This window comes from Nonomuraea sp. B208 (assembly GCF_057536035.1).
In genome coordinates this window covers 332,114-355,037 of record NZ_BAAJOU010000010.1, presented here as the reverse complement: position 1 = coordinate 355,037, position 22,924 = coordinate 332,114, and the positions used below count along the sequence as shown (strand labels likewise).

Below are 22,924 nucleotides of genomic sequence, written 5' to 3'. Positions count from 1 at the left end.
CAGCACCCGAGTGCCGTCTTCGGGCCGGGACGAAGCCCCGCGAGATCCACACCTCACGGCACCCTTCCCCCGGCCCGATGGTGGCGTGACGCAGACCGCGCCAGTGCCGCCGAGGCCGGTGACCTCGGCCATGCCTTATGGCGGCAGATGTACGAGCGAGCCGACCCTGACCTACTGCGTGAACGCGTCCTGCTCGCCGGCTGTGCCCAGCCCTTCGCACGGGATTCGCGCCAGACCCCGTTTTCCGGAAGATGGCTGCCGTGCCGGCGTCATCGGTCGGTGCACTGATAAACGACCCAGCGGCCGCCGCCCGCATTGGCCACGGCGTTCCTCTTCGCCTTGGCGGGCGTGCTCCCCCTGCCGCCCCAATAGACGTTTCGCCTGGCGTTGTAGGCGACAGCGCCACACCCGTTGACGAAGGTGACAAGGACTTTGCAGCTGGAGCGGCCGCATTCTTTCAGCGCCCGCCGTTTGGCGGCAGCCGCTGTCGAGTAGTTCCAGGACCTGCCGTTACGGCCGCTCGGGGCCACGGCGATGGCGCCGTAATAGTAACGTGCGTGACTTGCGCCCGCAGTAGCCGATGTAGCGGCACTGGCGGCTCCGGGAAACGCCGTAGCCAGCACCCCGCTCGCCATGAAGACGCAAGCGGCCATCGCAGTGAGCTTCTTGCCTAGCAGCATGGATGTCTTTCCCTTCGTACCGTCCGAGCGGACGGCAGCGTGCTTGATGAGAAGAGTCTGCATTGTGCCACTTGCAAACCACTTGAACCGATAGATGCCTAAAGGAACGGAAGCCTCGGCCTCCCCGTCCGCAGCTCCTGGACCACGGCGCGCTGCGGGCCGGGGGGCAGGAGTCCGATCCTGTCGCGGGAAACCCGCCCTACCGGCCGGCCGGCTCAGCTGTCGCCCGCGCGGAGCACCTCGCTCAGCCGTCGCCGCCGGCGCAGCGCCGATTCGACGGGCACCACGACGGCGACCGCCGCCAGGAACACGACCGCCACCAGGCCGAGCGCCCACCACGGCACCGCCGGGGTCGGATCGGCGCCGGTGAGCAGGCGCAGGGCGAGCGAGCCGAACGTCAGGCGGGCGAGCAGCACCCCGAGCAGCGGACCGCCCACGGCGGCGACCAGCACCGGCGGCAGCAGTTCTCCCGCGGCGACCCACCGGGCCTCCCGGGGCCGCAGCCCGAGGGTGCGCAGCCGGGTGAGGGTCTGCCATCGCTCCGGCGCGCCGGCCGCCGTGCCGAGAGCGAGTCCCAGCAGGCCCAGGACCGGCAGGGTCACGGCCGAGACCCACGCCAAGCGCAGCAGGCCCGAGGCCAGCGGCCCCTCCGCGATCCCACGGCCGACGGTGCCGGCGAAGACGAGCGCGTACGACGCCAAGGCCACGGAGGTCACGAGCACCAGCAGCGGCAGCACCCGGGCCGAGGCCACCGCCGCCCGCGCGGCCCCGAACACCGCCAGCGGCCGGCTCGACCGCAGCAGCCGCCTGAGCACGAGGCGCATCGCGAGGGGCAGCGCCCGCACCGGCACGAGCGCGCCCGCGAGCGCGCAGAGGGCGGGCGCGCTCGCGGGCAGCACCCCGCCGCCGATCCCACGCTGGTACAGCGCGACGAGGGCGCCGGCCGCGACCGCCAGCACCCCCAGCTCAAGCGCGGCCCGCCGCAGTCGTACGGTGTCACGCACCCACCGCCGCGCACTCCGGTTGGCAGGGACGCGGCGATCCCGGGTGGCGCGGGCGGCGGCGAGCGTGCCGAACGCCGGCCCCGCGGCGACGGCGGTGACGACCACGGGGAGCGTCCACTCCCAGGAGACCCCCGGCGCGACGGCCCGGGCCAGGCCGAGCCCGGCCGCCGTGGCCAGCAGCGCCAGCGCGGCGGATTCGAGCAGCAGCTCGCCGCCGATCACCGGGAGCGACATCCCCCTCTGCCGGGCGGCCGTCAGGGCGGGGGCGCGGCGGCGTACCAGCAGGTCGGCGGCGAGCAGCAGGACCAGGACCGCGACGGCGAGCAGGGTGACGAGCAGGACGGACGCCTGCGCGAACGCGGCCTCGACCTGGGCGCTCACCTTCCGCAACACCCCGTCGAGCCGGGTCTCCCACTTCAGTGAGCCGTCCCGGGCGCCGGAGGAGCCGGAGGACGCCTTGAGCGCGACCACCTTCGCGGCGACCGACGGGACCAGGTCCCAGGTGAGCCGGGCCGGGTCGGGCGTGAACGAGACGGTACGCCGCAACTCGTCCGGCCCGAAGGCGAGCCGCGCGTCGGGCAGCGACTCGCGTGACAGCAGCCCGGCGAGCCGGGTGGATCCGGTGCCGTCCGCGCCGGCGACGGGACGGAGCAGCGGGGGGAGGAGCCGCCAGGCGGGATCGGCGCTGTCCCGAGGCCGGAAGACGCCGCTGACCTGGACCTTCTTGACGTTCCCCTGGTCGTCGGCCAGCGGGATGTGGGCGCCGGGACGGAGCTGGAGAGCGGCGGCGTCCGCCTCCGACAGGCCCACCTGCACCGGCCACGGCGGCGCGCCGTAGGGAACCGCCGCCGTCTCGGGGGCGGTGGGCCGGGGTGGGCCGCCCGCGATCCAGGTCACGTCGGGCCCGCCGTCGCGGGCCACGTAGGCGAGCTGGAACGTCCGCAGCACGCTGCCATCGGTGATCTTGAGGGTGGGGCTGGTGACGGTGGCGACGGGTGGACGCAGGACGGCGCGCAGGCCGGGGCCGAGCTCGTCCGTCGCCCGGGTACGGAAGTCGTCGACGTCCTCGGCGAGGCGGGGGTGCCGGACCCGGCTGCCGTCCGGCCCGTCGTCGCCTTCCATGCGGGAGTGGACCTGGAGGTCGCCGCCGTCCCTGCGCACCGCGTCCCGTACGGCCGCGTCGGCGGTCGCCGACAACAGCGGCGGTACGGCGCCGGCCAGCAACGTGACGACCGCCACCACGACCGCGGCCAGGAGCAACGGCCCGGCGTCGGCGCGGGCGCGGCCGGCGACGCTGGGCCAGTGCGGTCCCGGGACCCTCACGACGCCACCCGCAGATGCGCGGCGTCGGCGAGCCGGGCCTGGACGACGACGACCGCGCTCACCGCCAGCGCGCACCCGGCCAGCAGCCCGGTGAGCAGGACGGCCTCGGCGGCCCACGGCCAGACGGGCAGGACCTCGGGGACGGGCGCGGCGCCGGTGTCGGAGCGGACGAGCAGCGGCGCGACGACGCGGGTGGCCAGCGCGCCGACGACGGCCCCCACCGCGAGCAGCGGCACCAGGATGCCGACGTGCTGGCCGAGCAGCACGGCACGGATCTCGCGCCGGGTCATCCCGAGCCCCCGCAGCCGTGCGATCTCGACCGCGCGGGCCCGCAGGTCGAACGTCACGTGCAGGACGATCCCGGCGATCATCAGCAGCACCGCCGCCGGGACGAGCAGCCGGAGCACGGCCGGCAGCCCGGCCCGCAGCGGGCCGCCGGTGAGCCGGGCGGTCTCGGACGCGCGCGTGGTGACGTCGCCGAGGCGGAGACCTGCCGCGTCACCTCTGACGGGACGGCCGACCCACCACGCGTCCACGGGCACGTCGAAGTCGCCGCTGACGGCGAGGGCACGGGACAGGGCGTCGAAGTCGGCCAGGATGGCCGCCGCGCCCGGCGCGGACGGCACGGCCGGCAGCACCTCGGCCACGTCGACCTGTACGGGGGTGAGGCCGACGGTGAGGTCGAGCCGGGAGCCGCGCCGGGCGCCCACCTCGTCGGCGAAGCGGGCGGAGACGGCCACGGGCACCGGTCCCGGGGCCGGGAAGGCGGTGGCGATGAGGTTCCTGGCGGCCTCCGGGGGGCCCTTCAGCGCGACGGTCGTGGTCATCCTCAGCTCGGTGCCCGCGGAGGTGCTGGTCAGGGCGACGGCCGGACTGCCGAGCTGCCCGGGGGCCGGCCCGGCTGAGGTGGCGGTCCAGGGCGACGCCCCGGAGCCTGTTCCCGCGACGGTGAGCGTGACGGCGACGCGGCTGTCCCCCTCGGGGGCTTCCGCCAGGGCGTCGGAGTAGCCGGTGCCCACGTTCCCCGTCGCGATCGCGAACGGAAGGGACACCGCGACCAGCTGGAGCCCTTCGGCCGTCGCGCAGTCCGGCAGCGGATGCGCCGCGCCGTCGAGCGGGACGGGCGCGCCCGTGCACGGGGTACGCAGCCCGGTCGCGTCCTGCAGCAGCAGCCGGGGCGTCACGGTGAGCGGCGTCGGACCGGTCGCCTTCCCGGTCAGGGAGAGCGCTGCCCCGGCCGGGACGGGAACACCGGCGGCCCGCGTCCGCGGCGCGAGCAGGGCGCCCACGTCGCTCCAGGTGCGGCCGTCGTCCAGCCGCCCGCGCAGCAGCGCCTCGGCACGCGTGGTGTCCACGGCGATCAGCCGGGGCGGGTCACCGGCGCCGCCGAGCCACTGCCCGACCGCGATGCCGCGATCGGTGGCCGGGCTCACCTCTCCCCCACTGGCCGCGCCGACCAGGCTGCCCTGCCCGGCGGCGGGCGGGGCGGTGAGGGTGAGCGCGAGATCGGTGCCGACGGACAGATCGGCCTGGTCCTGCTGGGAGCGCTGCCACGTGGCGTCGAACCCGACCCCGTACGTGGCCGCCGCGCACCCCAGCCCGATCAGCAGCCCCGCCGCGACCGCCTGTGGCCTGCGGGCGGCCTCGAACGCGGCCAGCGCGACCATCAGCCCGCGAGCCCGTCCGGCCAGCCGTTCCACCAGACGCAACGCGGGCCACACCAGGCGCAACGCCACGGCGGATCCGGCGATGAGCAGCAGCGCGGGAGCGAGCACCCGTACGGCGTCGACGGCAGAGCCCGAACCGGCCGGCTGATCGCGCAACTGCCACCAGCCGACGGCGGCGAACGCCACGAGCAGCAGGTCCGCGCCGGAGCGGGCGAGCAGCTCCCGCCGCCCGCGCACACCTGCGGAGGGGGTCCGCAGCGAGGGAACGACGAGCACCGCCGCCAGCGCCAGCGCGCCGCCGGCGACGGACAGCACCTGTACGGCGTTCACGGAGAAAGGCGTGGCGAGCCCGGCCCCGGCCATGGGCGGCAGCCGGGTCAGCCCGGCGTGCAGGGCGGACGAGGCCGGGATCGCGACCGCGGCGGCGAGCACGGCGAGCGCGCCGGCCTCGACGAGCGCGGCGCCGGCGAGTTGGCCACGGCCGAAGCCCAGCGCGGACAGCAGGGCGGTCTCGTCGCCGCGTACACCGGCGCTGAGCCGGCCGGCGAGGGCGAGGGCGGTCGCGGTCAGGACGAGTCCGATGGCGGCGACGGCGAGCACGGCGGCCGTGGTGACCCGCTGCTGCTCGTGGGCGGACAGCAGGGTCGCGGGCAGCCGGGAGGCGACGCGCTGGATGCGTACCCGGTCGCCGAGCGTCCGCCCCAGGCGGCGGTCGGCGCCGAGCACGGCCTGGGTGACGGCGTCGAGGTCGCGGACGGCTGGGGCGGACAGGTCGGGGCGGGCGGCGATCTCCAGCCGGTCGAGGGTGGAGCCGCCGCCGAGCAGGTCGGCGAGGTCGACGAGGAACGGCCCGTACGCGTGGACCGGCTGAGCGGAGCGGCCGTCGCGGTAGGCCGGGTCGTAGCCGGCGGCGGCGAGGGGGTCACGCTCCCAGCCGGCGCCCGGCAGCGGGCGTACGATCCCGACCACGCGCACCTCGGCCTCCTGGTCGGGATCGTCGGCCAGCTCTCTGCCGAGGCGGACCCGGCTGCCGGCGGTCAGGCCGAGCTGCCGCGCGGTGCTCTCCAGGACGACCGCCTCCGCCGGCGCGGCGCCCGCCCGCGGCAGGCGTCCGGCGGCCAGCTGGGTGCGGGCCGGCAGGTCCTCCACCCCCGACAGGTACGCCACAGCCGGGACACCGGAGCCGGGCAGCGACCGCATCGCGGACGACGCACGCGCGGCCGTCGTCGTCGCGAACGGGGCGAGGGCCGAGGTCAGCACGGCGCGGGTGTCGTCGGCGACGGATCTCGCGTGCTCCCCGCGGATGGTGACGGCGTAGGCGGTGACGTCGATCTGTTCGGGGGTGGCGCGCGAGGCGGCGGTCTCCAGCGCCCGCTCGGCGGTACGGGTGAGCAGGAGGGCGCAGGTGCCCAGCAGCGTGGGGCCGACCACGGCGACGGCCAGGAGCGCCGCCAGCAACGGCCATTGGGCACGGGCCCGCCGGGCGACCAGCCTCAGCACGGACGACCCTCACCGATCACGAATCGCCCCGGCTCGCGGAGTGCTCGGCGAGATGCCCGTCATTGATGCGGATCACCCGATCCGCCAGCGCGAGCATCGTCGGATCATGCGTGGAGACCAACGCCGTCACCCCCTCGGACTCCACCACCCCGCGCAGCAGCGCCATCACCGACAGCCCGGTCTCGGCGTCCAGCTGCCCGGTCGGCTCGTCCGCGATCAGCAGCCGGGGCGAGGCGGCCAGCGCCCGGGCGATCGCCACCCGCTGCTGCTGCCCGCCGGACAGCTCGGCGGGCAGCTGCTCGGCGTGGGCGGCCAGCCCGACCAGTTCCAGCAGCAGCGCGACCCGCCGCTCACGCTCCACCGGCGGTACACGGGCCAGCCGCAGCGGGGCGCCCACGTTCTCCGCGGCCGACAGCACGGGGATCAGGCCGAAGGTCTGGAAGACGTACGAGACCTTCTCCCGCCGCAGCAGGGACAGGCCGTCCTCGTCGAGGGCGGTGACGTCCGTCCCGTCGACGAGGACCGTGCCGGAGTCCGGGCGGTCCAGACCGCCGATGATGTTGAGCAGCGTGGTCTTGCCGGAGCCGGACCGCCCGACGAGGGCGGTCATGGTGCCGGCCGCGAGCTCGAACGTCACGTCCCGCAACGCGTGCACGGCGGTCGCCCCGCTGCCGTACCGGCGATGGACGCCGCGCACGCTCACCAGGGGGCCGTCGTTCACGCGGGCCCGCCGCCGTCGGGACGGATCGCGACGTGATCGGCCTCCAGCACCAGCCGGACCCGTCGCGTCAGCGCCAGCGCCTCCCGGTAGTCGCGCGGCACCTGAACCCGCCCGGCCCTGTCCATCACCGCGTACTCCTCGGCGATCACCTGCTGGGCGCCGTCGTCCCCGGTGGCGGTACGCCGCAGCACCTCGCTGCTCGTGCGCCCGTCGCGGATCGCCACCGTCCGCTCCACCTGCCCGCTGACCGAGGGATCGTGGGTCACGACGACGACGGTGACGCCCAGCCGCTGGTTGACGTCCCGCAGCAGCCCGAACACCGCGGCCGACGTGGCGCTGTCCAGCTCCCCGGTCGGCTCGTCGGCCAGCAGCACCCTGGGCTCGTTGGCGAGGGCCACCGCGATGGCCACCCGCATCTGCTGCCCGCCGGACAGCTGCGCGGGCCGCCGCTCGGCGCACTCGGCGACGCCGAGCAGGTCCAGCAGCTCGGCGGCGCGCTTGCGGCGTACCCGGCCGGGAGTGCGGGCCGCGGTCATCGGCAGGTCGACCATCTGCCGCGCGGTCAGGTACGGGATGAGGTTGGCGGCGGTCTGCTGGCGTACGAGTCCGACGGTGTGCCGCCGGTACCGGACCCGGTCGGCCCGCGACATGTCCAGCAGGTTCCACCGATCGACCCGCACCCGCCCGGCGGTGGGGGCGTCGACCCCGGCCAGGATGGACAGCAGCGTCGACTTTCCCGACCCGGACGCTCCGACGACGGCCACCATCTCCCCGCCGTCCACCACCAGGTCAAGCCCTTGCAGCGCCTGCACCTCGACCGACCCGGACTGGTAGATCCGCACCAGGCTCTCGCACACGATCAGCGCGTCCCGCCCGAACTCCGGCGCCTTCGCGGGAGGCTGCGGCAGGGGTAAGGGCGTGATGGACATCCCCCTCCTCGACCCCGGCACGGCTGCGCTCCGGGGCCGACTCTATCGCCCGCGCAAATCGAGCCCAAGACTCTTTCCTGAACGTACGCGACAACTACTTTGCGTGAGCGGCGAATGACGATCGAGCATGAAGGTGATCAAGAAGGAGCCAGGAAGACCCAGATTCGGCCCGCATGATCCCTTATGCGCGGCCAGACGTTTCCGCAGTTCAGAGCCACAATCACCCCCTCTCGTCGTGGGTTGATCACTGGGTGTGATTGAATCGCGAGGAATATGACCGATTAATGCCTTTTTCTCATGCTTTAGGCTGCTTTTCGGGGCTTTCCTGATGGTTTGACTATCTAGACGTCCTCGGAATACTGGGTGATCGAACGGCGCCGATTCGCTCTTTCCCCCTAGCTCAGGACTGTCATGCCGCCAGATTTTGCCAGCGTCGCGATAGTGGCAGGCGTCGTCGCCGTCGCCCTCGCAAGCGTGCTGATCTACCGCCACCGCGTACGCCGTGAGCTCGTCCGGACCCGTGCGCAGCTGACCGAGACCCGGGACGCGTACGAACACCTGTCCCGCGAGAACGCTCAACGGGAACAGCGGATGCGGCAGGCCGAGCATCAGGCCAGAGAGGCCGCCGAGGAGGCCCGCGAGCTGCGCGCCCAGCAGGACCTGACGCGCGTCGAGACCGAGCACCTGCTGTCCACCCGCATCCCGGCACTGGTCTCCCACCTGCGCGCCTCGCACGTGACCGTCCCGGGGCTGCAGAATCCGGCGCTGGCCGGCACCGACGTCGACCGCCAGCACCACGCCCTGCTCGACGCGATCTCCAACGCCGTACGCGAGGAGGCGGTCCGCATCGACGAGGCGGCCCAGGCGGTCGTCCGGGGCGCGATGGCCCGCGTGCAGACCCAGGCGCTGCGCGCCCAGGACCTGCTGGCCGCCGTGCAGCGGCGCTACAGCGGCGACGAGCACACCCAGCTGCTGCGCGAGGTGCTGGGGCTCGACATGTTCAACGAGCTCATCGTGCGCCGCGCCCAGGCCACCGGCATCGCCTGCGGCGCCACGACGGGCCTGTCCCGCGATGACACCTACCTCGTGGACCTCGTGGTGGGAGCCATCGCGCGGGTCGAGAACTTCGATCAGCGCATCGAGGGGCCGGCCAACCACCTGCGCCGCCGCGTCGGCGTGGCCGCCAGGGCCGCGGAGCCGATCCTGTTCGTCACCTCTGAGCTGCTGGCCAACGCCGTCCATCACTCCCACGGCACGCTCAAGGTGACCATCGCCGTGCACGAGACCAACACGGGCGCGGCCATCGTCATCGACGACGCCGGGGTGGGGCTCAACGAGGAGCAGTACGCGCGGGCCAGCCGGCTGCTGAGCGGCCGGCACGCCGTGCGGCTGGTCGACCTGGGCAGCCCGCCCCACACCGGATGGGCGGCCATCGGGCGGCAGGTCGCCCAGTACGGCATGCAGGTGACGGTGAAGAAGAGCGCCTACGGCGGCGTCCAGGCCGTGGTGAGCGTACCCGCGGCCCTGCTGGTGGAGATGCCCGAGGGCACCCGCCCCTCCGTGCTCGCGCCCGAGCCGGTCAGGGCCGTCGTGGCGGCGGCGCCGCCGTACCAGCGCCGTGCGCCGGAGCCCGAGACGGCGCCGCAACCGGCGCACGCGTCGGTTGCGGCGATGCCCGCGCGCGCGACCGCACTGGCCGATGGCCCGGCCGGCCCGGCTGCCGGCCCTGCCGGGGCCGAAGGTCTTCCCGGGTTGCCGCAGCGCCGCCGTCAGTCGCCGCGGCGCGCTCCGTCCAGCGCCGCCGCCGGCCCGCTCACCACCCCGGAGGAGGCCCAGAAGCGGTGGGGTGACTTCCAGACGGGCGCCGAAGCGGGCCGCCGCGAAGCAATGCCGTCTCACCAGGACGACGCGACCGAAGGGAACTGACCGCTCCATGGACCACACCCCCGCCGCCACCCCCCGCCCGAGCCGCCGGCCGCTGACGCTCGACGTGTCCTGGGTTCTGTCGCCGCTCCTGGCGCTGCCCGGTGTCGCCAGCGGCGTGGTGCTGAGCCGCGACGGGCTCATCCTCGGCGGTTCCGCCGACGTGAGCGTCGAGGCGGGAGAGCGAACGGCCGCGATGACGAGCTCGGTGCTGGGAGCGGCCCGCGCCCTGTGCGAGGGGCTCAGCAACGGCGCCGACGGCGAGGTGGTGGACATCGTCATCTCCGCGGGCAACGGCTACTACTACATCGCCCCGGCAGGAGACCGCGCCGCCATCGTCGTGGCCGCCACCGGTGCCGTCAACGTCGGGTCTCTCGCCTACGAGGTGCAGCTCCAGGTGCAGAAGCTCATCAAGGCGCTCAACGACGCCAGCGCGGCCAGGACACCGGAAATCCCCGCATGACCTCCGGACGACAGCGCCGGCGTGTCGTCCCCGACTTCATGGCCGCCGCCAAGCTGGCCGTGCCCGAACAGATCAACGTCGAGCGGACGACACTCGTCCACGTCGCTCCCGAGGTGGCCGCCGACGCGCTGGACCCTCCGGGCGTCCACCTGGTGAACCTCCTGAGGGAGGGTCCGCTGTCCGTCTACGAGTGCGCGGCGCACCTGGACCTGCCGTACTGCGTGGTGCGGCTGCTGGTGGCGGGGCTGGCGGCCTCCGGCACGCTGCTCACCCGGGATCCGCCCCGCGCGGACGGTCCTGACCTAGAAATCTTGGAGTTGGTTCTGAGTGGCCTCCGCGCTCTCTGAAAGCCGGATCAGCGTCGACCACATCCCGGTCAAACTGATCATCGCCGGGCCGTTCGGCGTGGGCAAGACGACCATGGTCGGCGCCCTGTCGGAGATCAAGCCCCTCAACACCGAGGAGGTCCTGACCCAGGCGGGCACGCTGGTCGACGACCTCACCGGCGTCAACGAGAAGACCACGACCACGACCGCCATCGACTTCGGCCGGCTCACGCTGCCCGGCGTGGTGCTGTACCTGTTCGGGGCTCCTGGCCAGACGCGCTTCCAGGTCCTGTGGGAGGAGCTGGCACGCGGCGCGCTGGGCGTGCTCGTACTGGCCGACACGCGGCGCATCGACGACAGCTTCGCCGTACTGGATCTGGTGGAGAACGCCGGCATCAGATACGCGGTCGCGGTCAACCACTTCCCCGACTCGCCCGAATACCCGGCCGAGGCGTTGCGGCAGGCGCTGGACCTGGACCCGCGCACCCCGCTGCTGGTGTGCGACGCCCGCGACCCCGCCTCCGCCCGCGCCTCGCTGATCGCTCTTGTGGAGCACATCAAGGAACTGATGGTGTCATGACCCTGCGTTATCTGCCCGACGCGGGCAAGCTGTACGGCCCCGAGTGGACCCGGGACCCGCAGGCGGTCTACGCGAGACTGCGCGAGCGCCACGGCCCCGTCGCGCCCGTGGAGATCGCCCCTGGCGTCCAGGCCCACCTGGTGATCGGATACCAGGCCGCGGTGGACGTGCTCACCAACGCCGGCGGCGTCTGGAGCAAGGACTCGCGCCCGTGGCAGGTCAGGCTGCCGGACACGCCCGGGGCCGCGGCCGCGCTCGGCATGCTCGCCCACCGGACCAACGTCCTGTACTCGGACGGCGCCGATCACGCCCGCTACCGCAAGGTGATGACCGACTGCTACGGCATGATCCAGCCGCACAAGCTGCGCGACATGGTGATCGAGGTCTCCGACTCGCTCATCCGCCGCTTCGCCGCTACCGGGTCGGCCGACCTGGCCACCGAGTTCGCCAGGCCGATCCCGCTGCGGGTCTTCAACCTGCTCCTGGGGCGCCCGGACGCCGACAGCGCCGCCCTGATCTCGGCCCTGTACGACATGATGGAGGCCGACGGCGAGGCCGGGGCGCGCGGCACCGAAGCCTACTACCGCTACATCACCGAGCTCATCGAGGCCAAGTACGCCGACCGCGGCGACGACCTCACCTCGTGGTTCATCGACCATCCCGTCGGGCTGAGCCGGCAGGAGGTGCTGGAGGCGCTCGTGGTCACCCTGGCCGCCGGCTTCGACCCGATGGCCAGCCTCATCTCGAACACGATCTCGCGGATGGTCAGCGACGACCGCTACTACAACTCGCTGTCCAACGGCGCGCTGAGCACGTACGACGCGCTGCTGGAGGCGCTGCGCGCCGAGCCCCCGATGGCCAACTACGGCCCGTACTTCACGACGCGGGCGGTGGACTTCCACGGCACCTGGATCCAGCCCGCCGAGCTGGTCCTGGTCTCCTACGCGGCGGCCAACACCGAGCCCACGCACGTCCCGGACGAGCTGCGCTCCGACGGCGGCGCCTACCTGGGCTTCGGCGCGGGCGCGCACCGCTGCCCGGCGGCGGACCCGGCGACGCTCATCGCGATGACCGCCATCGAGCGGCTGACCTCCCACCTGAGCGACCTCGAACTGACCGTGCCGCGTGAGGAGCTGGAATGGCGGCCGGGGCCCTTCATCCGGTCGCTGGCCGGCCTGCCCGTCCGCTTCACCCCCATCCGTCCAGACCAGCCAGGAGAATCCCCTTGGTCAGCGCACCACCCGTCGTCCTCGACCCCTTCGGAGCAGACCTCCCAGGCGAGACCCGCCGACTACGCGACCTCGGCCCCCTGGTCCTCGTAGAGCTTCCCGGAGGCATCCCGGCCTGGGCGGTCAACGGGCACGAGCTGCTCAAGGAGCTCATACTCAACCCGCTGGTCAGCAAGGACAAACGCCACTGGCGGCTGTGGGAGGAGGTCGGCTCCCGGCCCGAGTGGATGTGGATCGCCACGTGGCTCGGCGTGCGGAACATGCTGAGCACGTACGGCGCGGACCACCGGCGGCTGCGCAAGCTCATCGCGCCGAGCTTCACCGCCCGCCGCAGCAAGGCCCTGCAACCGACCATCGAGCGCATCATCGGCGAACTGCTCGACGACATGGCGGCGGCGCCGGCCGGGGAGCCGGTCGATCTGCGCGCGGCGTACGCGCATCCGCTGCCGATGCGGGTGATCTGCGAGCTGTTCGGCGTGCCCGACCACATGCGGGCCGAGATGGCGCAGATCATGGAAGCGGTCATGGACACCACGGCCACGCCGGAGGCGGCGGCGGCCAACTTCCAGCGGATCATGACCGTGCTGCCCGCGCTGGTCGCGTACAAGCGCGAACATCCCGGCGACGACCTGACCACGGAGCTCATCCAGGCCCGCGACCAGGGCGACCGGCTCACCGACGACGAGCTGCGTGACACGCTGCTGCTGCTCATCGCCGCCGGGCACGAGACCACGGTCAACCTGATCGGCAACGCGGTGCACGCCCTGCTCACCCATCCCGAGCAGCTCCGGCGGGTGCTGGCCGGAGAGATCTCGTGGGAGGCGGTGGTGGAGGAGACCCTGCGCTGGGCGCCCTCCATCGCGAACCTGCCCCTGCGCTTCGCCATCGAGGACATCGAGATCGGCGGCGCGCGGATCGCGGCGGGCGACGCCATCCTCACCACCTATCTGTCGGCGAACCACGACCCCGCTCAGCACGGCCGGGACGCCGGCAGCTTCGACGCCACGCGGCCCCAGGACGAGCACCTCGCCTTCGGCATCGGCGTGCACCGCTGCATCGGCGCCCCGCTGGCCAGGCAGGAGGCGCTCACCGCGCTGCCCGCCCTGTTCGACCGCTTCCCCGATCTGTCCCTGGCCGTGGGCGAGGGCGAGCTGAGGCACGTCCCGTCGTTCATCGCCCACGGGTGGAGCACGCTGCCGCTCCTGCTCGGGGACGGCCCGCGCGGCTGACACGGTCGTCCGGACCCTGGAGCCGCCGCAGAAGGGCGGCTCCAGGGTCCGGACGTCACAGGGCGTTCAGACGCGAGTCCACTTCTGGTTGTTCTGGCCGTTGCACGGCCAGATCTGCACCCTGGTGCCGTTGGCGGTGGCGGCGCCGGACACGTCCAGGCACTTGTTCGCTCCCACCGCCGTGATCGTGCCGTCGGTGTTGAGCCGCCACTTCTGGTTGTTCTGCCCGTTGCAGTCCCAGATGATCACGGCGGTGCCGTCCGCCGTCCCGCCCCCGTTCACGTCGAGGCACTTGGTGCCGTACACCCGCAGCTCACCCGCGGCGGTCGCCGTCCACTGCTGGCCGGGCTGCCCGTTGCAGTCCCAGATCTGCACCTGTGTGCCGTTCGTCTGCGAAGCGCCGTTGAGGCACCGGTTCGATGCCACACCCCGCAGCGCGCTGCCCGAGGACGAGCCGTCACCCACCCCGACGCCCTTGCCGTTGAGGGTGAACGAGTCCACGTCGAACGCGTTCGCGGACGGCGCCTTGAACACGACGTAGACGGTGTGGGTGCCTCCGGGGTCGGTGACCCGCACCGCGGGCTGGGACACGTAGGTGTTCCAGCCTCCGGTCGCCGCGACGGGACTGGAGGCGATCAGGGTCCCCGTCGGCGAGTCGGCGCGCAGTTCGATGGACGCCCCGGTGCTGGACGGCGCCGAGAGGCGGAAGGACACCGTGTCGATCCCGGAGAGGTTGACCGGGCTGAAGGAGATCCAGTCGTTGTTGGAGATGTCGCCGATGCGCCTGCCGCCCTCGGCTCCCGTCTCGTCGACGATCCGGATCCCGGACGAGCCGGTGAAGTGCTCGGCCTGCTTGTGCTTGGGCTGCAGGGTGACGCCGGCGCTGCCCTTCAGGCCGCCCTTGTCGGTGTAGTCGGCGGACAGGGCGTAGTAGACGTTGGCGGCCTCGTCGTGGCCGGACGCGGTGGTCGTGACCGTGCCGGTGCAACCGGTGTACTGGCCGGTGTCGTGGGCGTGCTGGTCATGGCCGAGCGCCGTGATCACGTTGACCTTGGTGCAGTCGACGGCGCCGTCCTCGGGGTCGGTGACGCTCACCGTGTACGCCACCTGGTCCCCGAAGTCGATGAACCCGCCGTCGGGCGGAGCCGAGAAGACGACCTTGGGACGGGTGTTGCCGACGGCGATGGACAACGTGACGCTGCCCGTCTTCCCGCCGGAGTCCCGTACGGTCAGCTTGGCGGTGTAGGTCCCGTTGGCGCTGTAGGTGTGGGACGGGTTGGCGCTGGTGGAGGTCCCGCCGTCGCCGAAGTCCCACGCGTAGGTGATCGCGTCGCCGTCGGGGTCGGACGAGCCGGCCGAGGAGAACGCCACCGTCAGCGGCGCCGCGCCCGAGTCGGGGTTGGCGCTCGCCTTGGCCAGGGGCGCGCGGTTTCCCGCCACGTAGTCGATCCGGTAGATGCTGTCATCGGTGTTCGCGTGGCCGAAGCCGTTGCCCCAGTCGGCCATGTACAGCGCGCCGTCCGGACCGAACTTCATGTCGATCGGCGCGTGCGGGGCGAGCTGCGCCGCGAAGGGGTTGATCTTCAGGAGGTTGCCCGAGGAGTCCAGCCGGAGCTCCTTGACGAAGTTGCGACTCCACTCGTAGAGGAACGGCGTGCCGTCGAAATACTCGGGGAACTTGCGGTCGGAGCCGCCGGCGGCGTCGTAGCGGTAGAAGGGGCCGCCCATCGGGGCGGCGCCGCCGCAGCAGTTGATCTCGGGGAACTCGGCCGAGGCGTGGTAGTTGTACCAGATGGTCGCGGGCTTGGCCGCGGGCAGATTGGTCAGGCCGGTGTTGTTGGGCGAGTCGTTGACGGGCGCCGAGCAGTTGAACTTCGCGCCGGAGGTGTTGGTGGCGAAGTTGTAGTCGTTGAACGGGATGTTGTTGCCGACGCAGTACGGCCAGCCGTAGAAGCCCGGCTGCTTGATCAGGTTCCACTCGACGGTGCCCTCGGGACCGCGGTTGGGGTTCGCGGCGCCGGCGTCGGGGCCGTAGTCGCCCACGGAGATCCAGCCCGTCACCTTGTCGACCGAGAAGCGGAACGCGTTGCGGAAGCCCATCGCGTAGATCTCCGGCCGCGTCTTGGCGGTGCCGGGCGCGAACAGGTTGCCGGACGGGATGGTGTAGGTGCCGTCGGCCTCGGGGTGGATGCGCAGGATCTTGCCGCGCAGGTCGTTGGTGTTGGCCGCGGACCGCTGGGCGTCGTAGTGCTCCCGGCCCGGCCGCTCGTCGATCGGGGCGTAGCCGCTGGACCCGTTGGGGTTGGTGTCGTCACCCGGGCCGATGTACAGGTTCCCGCCCGGCCCGAACGCGAGGTAGCCGCCGGTGTGGCCGGGCTCGTCGACGTTGCGGTAGGCCGGAACCTCGATGATCTTCTTCTCGCTCGCCAGGTCGAGGCTGGTGCCGTTGAAGGTGAACCTCGACACCCGGTTCACCTCACCGCCGTTGGACGGCGAATAGTTGACGTAGATCCAGCCGTTGGTGGCGAAGTTCGGGTCCAGCGCCAGCCCGACGCCGCCGTCCTCGCCGCCGTCGTACACCGACAGGGTGGCGATGACGCGCGTGCCCCCGCCGCCCGCGGGGATCAGGTTCACCTTGCCCGAGCGCGAGATGTAGAAGACCCTGCCGTCACCGGCCACGTCCAGCTCCATCGGCTGGTCCGGCGCGGCGTCGAGGGTGACCTTCTGGAACCGGCCCGCGACGGTGCCGCCGCAGTCGCCCGGGGCCGCGCCCGCCGCCCACTGCACCCCGCCCAGCAGATGCTGCTTGAACGACGACTCCGAGTAGGAGGACGCCTGGTGGCCCATCGCGGTGGCCCACAACCGGCCGCCCTCCGGGTTGTGGCACCAGGAGATCGGGTGGTCGGCGCCCATCTTGTTCGGCCCCGCGTCATAGGTGGTCTCGTCCGCGGTCACCAGCACGTGCACCGAGCCGCGCATGTTCTTGTCGAAGTTGTACCACTCCTCGGTGCGCACCCAGCGATCCGGCAGCCCCTTCGTGGAGGGGTGAACCTTGTCGGCCACCTTGGCGGTGCCCTGGAGGATCGACGAGTGCGCGGTCATGTGCGCGCCGGCCAGGGCGACCTGGTCCCACCAGGGGAACTGCGTCTCGATGTTCATGTCGGTGGCGTTGTGGATCGCGACGACGCCGTGGCCGCTGCGGACGTACGCCTGGAATGCCTGACGCTGGGCGTCGTTGTCCCAGACCATGCCGCTGGTCTGCAACATGATCACCGCGTCGTAGGTGTTCAGGGTCGCGGTCGTGAAGACGGCGGAGTCCTCGCTCTGGTCGAGCTGGAAGTTGTTGTCGGCCGCCAGCTGCTGGAACATCGCGATGCCGGCGGGGATGGAGTCGTGCCGGTAGGCGCCGCTCGCGGTCTTGGTGAACAGCAGCACCTTGAACTGCGGAGCGGCCGCGTGCGCCACCAGCGGCACCGCGGACAGCCACAGCCCTAACAGGACCGCGGCGAGGGCGGGGAGCAGGCGTGATGTTCGCATGAAGGATCTCCTGGGAGTGGCCCACCCAAATCGAGTCGCCACGAAAATAGGTCGGACTAAACACGGGCGTCAAGCATGCCTATCGAGCGAATTGACGACCGTCTTTCCGCTTCCACTGAGCCGAGAACTCGCTTCGTTCACCAGATATCTCCAGGTGAAGGCGACATTGCCGAATCCACGCCGCCCCCACCGGTAGCCAGCGAGACAAGAAGAAGCATTGAGATAAGTATGAAACTTTCAAGCCTCGATCAGAGGGTGCGCAGGTAGGCGAGGCCGTCCACGGCGAGCCCGTCCTGGCTTCGCGCGAGGGGCCGCCAGACGGAGGCCGCCGTGGCGATGGTCTGGTTGTGGGCGGTGAACGACTCGATGACGAGCGGCCCTTGGTAGCCGACGTCGCGCAGCGCCCCGGTGAAGCCGGGCCAGTCGAAGCGGTCGGCCCCCGGCGTGCCGCGATCGGTGCCGCACACCTGCACGTGCGCGATCCGGTCCGCCGCGACCCGCACCGCCTCGGCGGGGTCCTTCTCCTCGATGTTCATGTGGTAGGTGTCGAGCGCCAGGTGGCAGTCCTCGGGCAGCGCGTCGAGGGCCTGCTCGACCGTGTTGACGAGGCTGGTCTCATACCGGTTGAGCGGCTCGACCGCGAGCTTCACCCCGCGCTCGCCCGCGTGGTCCAGGACGGGCCGCAGGTTCTCCCGCAGCTCCGCGTAGACGCTGCGGCGCTCGTCCGGCGACAGCCGCCAGGTGCGGCCGACCGAGGCGTACGCCGGCCCCCCGATCACCGGCGAGCCGACGGTCACCGCCACGTCGACGCAGTGCCGCAGATAGTCCTGGGTGTCGCGGACGGTCCGCGGGGAGGCTGTCACGAGCTCGCGCCCCGGCGGCATGACCAGCACCACGGACGCGGCCAGCCCGTGCTCGGCCAGCACCGCCGCGGCCCGGCCCGGGTCCCAGTCGCCGGGCCGCTCGACGGGCAGCTCGACGACGTCGAAGCCCCACCCGGCGATGCGGGGGGCGAGCCGCGTCAGCTCGGCGTCGGTCAGCGGGGAGACCCAGACCCAGGTGTTCACTCCGATGGAGAACATGGCGTCCCTCTTCGTCGCCGGTGCGGGATCTGGTCAGCTCTTCTTCCCGCCCCAGGTCTCCGGGAATCCGGGCAGGTCCTCACAACCGCACAGCGCGTAGTGCAGCGGCGGCATGTTGGGCTTGATGTAGGTCGACAGGTTCTCGCCGGTGACCTTGGGCTGCGGCAGGTTCCAGAGCTTGGGCACCTCCTCGCCCTTGAGGATCTTCAGCGCGGCGATGATCGGGGTGCGCCACTGATAGGTCGGGTACGTGGGCGCGACGGCGGTGAGGCCCGCGTCCTTCCACTTCTGCAGGAAGTCCTGCTGGTCCTCGCCGTTGATCGGCGGCACCGGCACGCCCGCGTCCTCGAACGCCTCGATCGCCGCCACCGCCGTGGCGCCCGAGTCCATCCAGACGCCGTCGATCTTGCCGTACCGCTGGAGGTAGTCACTGACGATGCTCTTGGTCTTGGCGGCGTCGCCGTCGGTGAACTCCACCCCCACCACCTGGAGCCGGCTCCTGTCGAAGACCACCTTCGCCGCCGACCAGCGGGTCTCCAGCACGTCCACGCCGGGCAGGATGCGCAGCGCCAGCACCTTCCCGCCCGCCGGCACCTTCTCGACCAGGAACTCGGCGGCATCGGCGCCGAAGGCGTAGCCGCCGATCGGCTTGATGAACGTCACCGGGCAGTCCGTCTCCACCCCCCGGTCGAACACGATGACGGGCACCTTCCCGCAGGCGGCCGTCACGGCGGGAGTGAGCGTGGCCGTGGTGTTCGGCGAGACGATCAGCGCGTCGCACCCCTTGGCCTGCAGCTCGGCGATGTCGGAGATCTGCTTGTCGTCCTTGCCCTCGGCGTCGAGCGCCGTGAACTTCCCGATCTCCTTGTGCAGGCCGACCTCTGCCTGCATCGTCTTCCACCCGACCTGCCGCCAGGGGTTGTTGACCGCGGCGTTGGAGAAGCACAGGTGGTACGGCCCGTCCTTCTTGTACTTGGCGGTGCCGGTCATCTGCGGGGCGATGGCCTGCTCCCACGGCTTGCCGGAGGGGCCCTGCGGGGTCTCGGAGCGCATGGCCAGCTGGGCGTCGAAGTCCGCCTGCACGAAGAACTTGGACTGCTCGCCCGTGCCCGAGCCCTGAGCGCTCGTGGCGGGCGCCGCGGACTGGGTGGTGGACGCCGGCTTGTCGGTGGTGCAGCCGGCGAGAACGAGCGCGGACAACACCGCGATCGCGGCCTTATGACGCGGCATGTGCGTCTCCTCTTCGGGGGGTGAACTTCCAGGGAAGCCGGACGGCTCCCGCCGCGACCGCGGCGATGATGATGACGCCCTGCACGGTGAACTCCAGCGCCCCCGAAATTCCGTACAGGTTGAGCAGGGTGAACAGCGCCTCCAGCGTGAAGGCGCCGGCCAGGGCGGCCGGCACCGAGCCGCGCCCGCCGCCGAGCGCCACGCCGCCGAGGACGACCGCGGTGATGGCCGAGAACTCGAGTCCCTGGCCCGCCTGTGCCGACACCCCGGCGAAACCGCCGAGCAGGACGGCCGCGACGGCGGCGGCCAGACCGGAGAGCATGAAGGCGAAGATCTTGGCCCGGTCGACCCGGACCCCGGACAGCGCCGCGGCCCGCTCGTTGTCGCCGACGGCGATGAGGGTCCTGCCGAAATCCGTACGCATGAGCCAGATCGCCGCCGCGCCCACGGCCAGCAGGATCAGCACCGACCACGGCAGCGGCCCGAGGCCGCCGCGGCCGAACACCCGGAAGCCCTCCGACAGCGCGCCACGCGGCGCGCCGCCGGTCCAGAGGAACACCGCCCCGCTGAGAACGAGCAGCATGCCGAGCGTCACGATGAACGACGGCACCCGCAGCTTGGTGGTGACCACGCCGTTGACCAGCCCGGCGAGCAGCCCGACGACGATCAGCAGGGCGAGGACCGGCCACGTGGCGGACTCGTCGCCGTCGATGAGCCGCGCGGCGATCACCACTTCGGCCGTCACCAGCGAGCCGACCGACAGGTCGAACTCGCCGGAGACGATGACGAAATACTGTCCCGCGGCGAGGATCACCAGCGGCGCGGCCCGTTTGAGAAACCCCAGGAACCCGGCGGGCTCCAGGAAGAAGGGGTTGGCGACCGCGATCGCGGCCAGCAGCGCCACGAGGACCACGACGATGGGGAGTGCCCGTTTCATGCCGGCCGCCTTGTTCCACGCCGCGCGTAGACGGCCACCGCGATGACGATGACCACGCCGCGGACCACGTCCTTGACGAAGGAGTTGACCTCGAGCTGGTTGAAGATGGTGTCCAGGACGGCCAGCAGCAGGACCCCGCCCACGGTTCCCGCGACGCCGCCCTTGCCTCCGGCCAGCACGGTCCCGCCGAGCACGACCGCGGCGATGGACTCCAGGTCGTAGCCGCCGTCGGTGCCCACCGTGGGCGCCCCCGCCCCGAGCCTGGCGGCCAGCAGCAGGCCCGCGATGCCGGCGCAGACGGAGCAGAGCACGTGGGTGATCACGACGACCCGGCCCGTGCGGATCCCGGACAGCCGGGCGACCTCCTCGCTCCCGCCCACCGCGTAGATCCGGTAGCCCAGCCGGGTCCTGCTCAGCAGGAACCAGGCCGCGACGGCCACGCCCGCCCAGAGCATGGCGGAGACGGGGATCGGCCCGATCCGGGAGTAGCCGAGGAGCTGGAACGACTCGGGCACCTTGCCCGCAGGGCCGTCGTACAGGTGGTCCACGACGCCCTTGACGATGAGGGCGACGCCGAGCGTGGCGATGAAGGCGTGGACCCGGAGCCTGGTGATGATCAGCCCGTTGGCCAGCCCCACCAGCGTGCTGACGGCCAGCACCGCGGCGACCGCCGGCAGGATGTTCCCGTCCCGGCCCGCCATGGTCTCCGCCGCGACCAGGGAGGCCAGGCTGATCAGGTACGCCACCGACAGGTCGAGCGACCCGGCCAGGATCACCAGCGTCTGCCCGATCGCCACGATGCCGAGGGCCGCCGAACGCTGCTGGATGCCGACGACGCTCTCCAAGGTGAGGAACTGACCGCCGTCGAGCGCGACGAGGACGCAGCCGACCGCGACCAGGCCGAGCAGCGCGAGGAACACCACCTGCGTGGGTTCGCGCAGCCGCGCCGCCAGGCCGCCGTGCGCCGCGCCCGAGCGGGCGGGACGGCGGGCGCGCACGGGCACGTTCATCTCAGGCCACCTCTCCGGCGGCCAGGCGCATGACGGCCTCCTCGGAGGCCCCGGCCGGCAGCGTGCCCGCGACGCGGCCGTCGCGCAGGACGACGACGCGATCGCTCATGCCGATGAGCTCGGGCAGCTCGGAGGAGATCATCATGATGGCCATGCCGTCGTTCGCGAGTTCGCGCATCAGGTCGTGGATGGCGGCCTTGGCCCCGACGTCGACGCCCCGGGTCGGTTCGTCGAACAGCAGCACGCGCGGCGCCATGGTCATCCATTTGGCGAGCACGACCTTCTGCTGGTTGCCTCCGGACAGGTAGCGGACCTCCTGTTCCTGACGCGGAGGCGAGAGGCGTACCCGTTCGAGCAGGCCGCGGAGGCCGTCGCGGCCCTCGCGGACGCCCGCCGCGCGGGCGGCGAGCAGGGCGTTGTCGCGTACGGACTGGCGCAGGGCGAGCCCTTCGGCCTTGCGGTCCTCGGTCACCAGTCCGATGCCCATGGCCATGCCTTCGCGGACCGAGCGGGGGCGCGAGGGGGTCATCTCTCCCGTGGTGAAGGGTTCCGCGCCGAAGATGGCTTTGGCGAGCTCTGTTCTGCCGGACCCCTGCAGGCCCGCGATGCCGACGATCTCCCCTGCCCGCAGCTCCAGATCGATGTCGCGGAGCTTGTGGTTGCCCGCTCCGCGCAGGCTGAGCCGTACCTCGCCGGCGCCGTTCGAGCGGGGCGGGAAGTAGGTGCCGAGGTCGCGGCCCACCATCAGGCGGATCAGCTCGTCGGGGGTCACCTCGCCGATCGGGAGTGTGGCGACGCGCGAGCCGTCCTTGAGCACCGTGACCCGGTCGGCGAGGTCGAACACCTCGCGTAATCGGTGGGAGATGTACACGACGGCGACGCCGCGTTCCCTCAACCGCCCGATCAGCCGGTGGAGCAGCTCGACCTCGTGCTCGGCGAGCGCCGCGCTGGGCTCGTCCATGACCACGAGCCGGGCGCTCACCGACAACGCCTTGACGATCTCGACGATCTGCTGCTGGGCCACCGACAGGCGCTTGACGGCGTCACGGGGGCCGAAGGGGTCCTCGCCGAGCTCGTCGAGGAGCCGCGCGGTCGCCTGCTCCATCGCCGCCCGGTCGACCAGGCCGCGTCTGACGGGCTCGCGCCCGAGGAAGACGTTCTCGGCGACGGAGCGCTCGGGCAGCAGGTTGAACTCCTGGTAGATGATCGCGATGCCGGAGCGCTGCGCGTCGAGCGGATGGCCGAAGTGGACGCGCCGGCCGTCGATCTCGATCGTGCCCTCGTCAGGCGCGTGCACCCCGCAGATGATCTTCATGAGGGTGGACTTGCCGGCGCCGTTCTCGCCGACGACGGCGTGGACCTCGCCGGCCGCCACGTCCAGGTCCACTCCGGACAGCACCCGCACGCCCAGGAAGCCCTTGCCGATGCCGCGCATGCTCAGCACCCCGCCCACCTCCCCGCCTGTCGCGCCGTGAGGGCGGCCTGAGGGCCGCACACTGCGGGATGCTAAGCGGGCTTATATCGATGGTCAAGCAAAAGCCGTCGCCACTGCGA

At 72.2% G+C, this 22,924-nt stretch carries 17 protein-coding genes; 6 read left to right on the top strand and 11 right to left on the bottom strand.

From position 1 onward, the window contains the following. Positions 1 to 269: 269 nt before the first annotated feature. From AC27IY_RS07185 to AC27IY_RS07165, 5 genes are all read right to left on the bottom strand, one after another. Entirely contained in the window at positions 270 to 743 is a 474-nt protein-coding gene (locus tag AC27IY_RS07185) for a DUF4189 domain-containing protein (protein ID WP_487177474.1), read from the bottom strand. A 152-nt stretch (positions 744 to 895) separates the two neighbouring features. After that, positions 896 to 3,007: an FtsX-like permease family protein gene (locus tag AC27IY_RS07180; RefSeq protein ID WP_487177473.1), complete on the bottom strand. Its 2,112-nt coding sequence runs from the start codon at positions 3,005 to 3,007 to the stop codon at positions 896 to 898. Continuing rightward, positions 3,004 to 6,174, bottom strand: a complete 3,171-nt coding sequence (locus AC27IY_RS07175) for an FtsX-like permease family protein (protein WP_487177472.1) — start codon at positions 6,172 to 6,174, stop codon at positions 3,004 to 3,006. Before AC27IY_RS07175 ends, AC27IY_RS07180 begins: the two co-directional genes overlap by 4 nt. Positions 6,175 to 6,190: 16 nt before the next feature. After that, a complete protein-coding gene (locus AC27IY_RS07170; RefSeq protein WP_487177471.1) occupies positions 6,191 to 6,895 on the bottom strand; it encodes an ABC transporter ATP-binding protein in 705 nt (234 codons plus the stop codon). After that, on the bottom strand, positions 6,892 to 7,824 hold the full coding sequence (locus AC27IY_RS07165) for an ABC transporter ATP-binding protein (protein WP_487177470.1): 933 nt from the start codon (positions 7,822 to 7,824) through the stop codon (positions 6,892 to 6,894). Before AC27IY_RS07165 ends, AC27IY_RS07170 begins: the two co-directional genes overlap by 4 nt. A gap of 441 nt (positions 7,825 to 8,265) precedes the next feature. On the opposite strand from AC27IY_RS07165, the gene AC27IY_RS07160 reads away from it, so the two are divergent. Genes AC27IY_RS07160 through AC27IY_RS07135 form a run of 6 tightly spaced genes read left to right on the top strand, consistent with a single transcriptional unit; the run spans position 8,266 to position 13,574 of the window. Next, positions 8,266 to 9,750 carry an ATP-binding protein gene (locus AC27IY_RS07160; protein ID WP_487177469.1) on the top strand — a complete coding sequence of 495 codons (1,485 nt, stop codon included), beginning with the start codon at positions 8,266 to 8,268 and terminating at the stop codon, positions 9,748 to 9,750. A gap of 7 nt (positions 9,751 to 9,757) precedes the next feature. After that, positions 9,758 to 10,210: a roadblock/LC7 domain-containing protein gene (locus tag AC27IY_RS07155; protein WP_329591430.1), complete on the top strand. Its 453-nt coding sequence runs from the start codon at positions 9,758 to 9,760 to the stop codon at positions 10,208 to 10,210. Then, positions 10,207 to 10,557: a DUF742 domain-containing protein gene (locus AC27IY_RS07150; protein ID WP_344206814.1), complete on the top strand. Its 351-nt coding sequence runs from the start codon at positions 10,207 to 10,209 to the stop codon at positions 10,555 to 10,557. The genes AC27IY_RS07155 and AC27IY_RS07150 overlap by 4 nt, the downstream gene beginning before the upstream one ends. Next, a complete protein-coding gene (locus AC27IY_RS07145; protein ID WP_344206813.1) occupies positions 10,538 to 11,116 on the top strand; it encodes a GTP-binding protein in 579 nt (192 codons plus the stop codon). The genes AC27IY_RS07150 and AC27IY_RS07145 overlap by 20 nt, the downstream gene beginning before the upstream one ends. Next, positions 11,113 to 12,438 (top strand): cytochrome P450 family protein, encoded by a 1,326-nt coding sequence (locus AC27IY_RS07140; protein WP_344206812.1) that lies wholly within the window; start codon positions 11,113 to 11,115, stop codon positions 12,436 to 12,438. The genes AC27IY_RS07145 and AC27IY_RS07140 overlap by 4 nt, the downstream gene beginning before the upstream one ends. Next, positions 12,342 to 13,574: a cytochrome P450 family protein gene (locus AC27IY_RS07135; RefSeq protein WP_487177468.1), complete on the top strand. Its 1,233-nt coding sequence runs from the start codon at positions 12,342 to 12,344 to the stop codon at positions 13,572 to 13,574. The genes AC27IY_RS07140 and AC27IY_RS07135 overlap by 97 nt, the downstream gene beginning before the upstream one ends. A 66-nt stretch (positions 13,575 to 13,640) precedes the next feature. Here the strand turns inward: AC27IY_RS07135 and AC27IY_RS07130 are convergent, their stop codons facing one another. The 6 genes from AC27IY_RS07130 to AC27IY_RS07105 all read right to left on the bottom strand — a co-directional run bounded on the left by AC27IY_RS07130 (position 13,641) and on the right by AC27IY_RS07105 (position 22,805). Continuing rightward, complete coding sequence (locus AC27IY_RS07130) at positions 13,641 to 17,111, bottom strand: ThuA domain-containing protein (RefSeq protein WP_487177467.1); 3,471 nt, start codon at positions 17,109 to 17,111, stop codon at positions 13,641 to 13,643. A 248-nt stretch (positions 17,112 to 17,359) separates the two neighbouring features. Then, the gene (locus AC27IY_RS07125; protein WP_344206809.1) at positions 17,360 to 18,193 is read right to left on the bottom strand and encodes a sugar phosphate isomerase/epimerase family protein; all 834 of its coding nucleotides are present in this window, start codon (positions 18,191 to 18,193) and stop codon (positions 17,360 to 17,362) included. Positions 18,194 to 18,226: 33 nt separating this feature from the next. Further along, on the bottom strand, positions 18,227 to 19,423 hold the full coding sequence (locus AC27IY_RS07120; protein WP_487177466.1) for a substrate-binding domain-containing protein: 1,197 nt from the start codon (positions 19,421 to 19,423) through the stop codon (positions 18,227 to 18,229). Then, positions 19,410 to 20,360 (bottom strand): ABC transporter permease, encoded by a 951-nt coding sequence (locus tag AC27IY_RS07115; protein ID WP_344206807.1) that lies wholly within the window; start codon positions 20,358 to 20,360, stop codon positions 19,410 to 19,412. Before AC27IY_RS07115 ends, AC27IY_RS07120 begins: the two co-directional genes overlap by 14 nt. After that, positions 20,357 to 21,370 (bottom strand): ABC transporter permease, encoded by a 1,014-nt coding sequence (locus AC27IY_RS07110; protein ID WP_487177465.1) that lies wholly within the window; start codon positions 21,368 to 21,370, stop codon positions 20,357 to 20,359. The genes AC27IY_RS07115 and AC27IY_RS07110 overlap by 4 nt, the downstream gene beginning before the upstream one ends. A gap of 1 nt (position 21,371) precedes the next feature. Continuing rightward, a complete protein-coding gene (locus AC27IY_RS07105) occupies positions 21,372 to 22,805 on the bottom strand; it encodes a sugar ABC transporter ATP-binding protein (RefSeq protein WP_487177709.1) in 1,434 nt (477 codons plus the stop codon). Positions 22,806 to 22,924 lie beyond the last annotated feature (119 nt).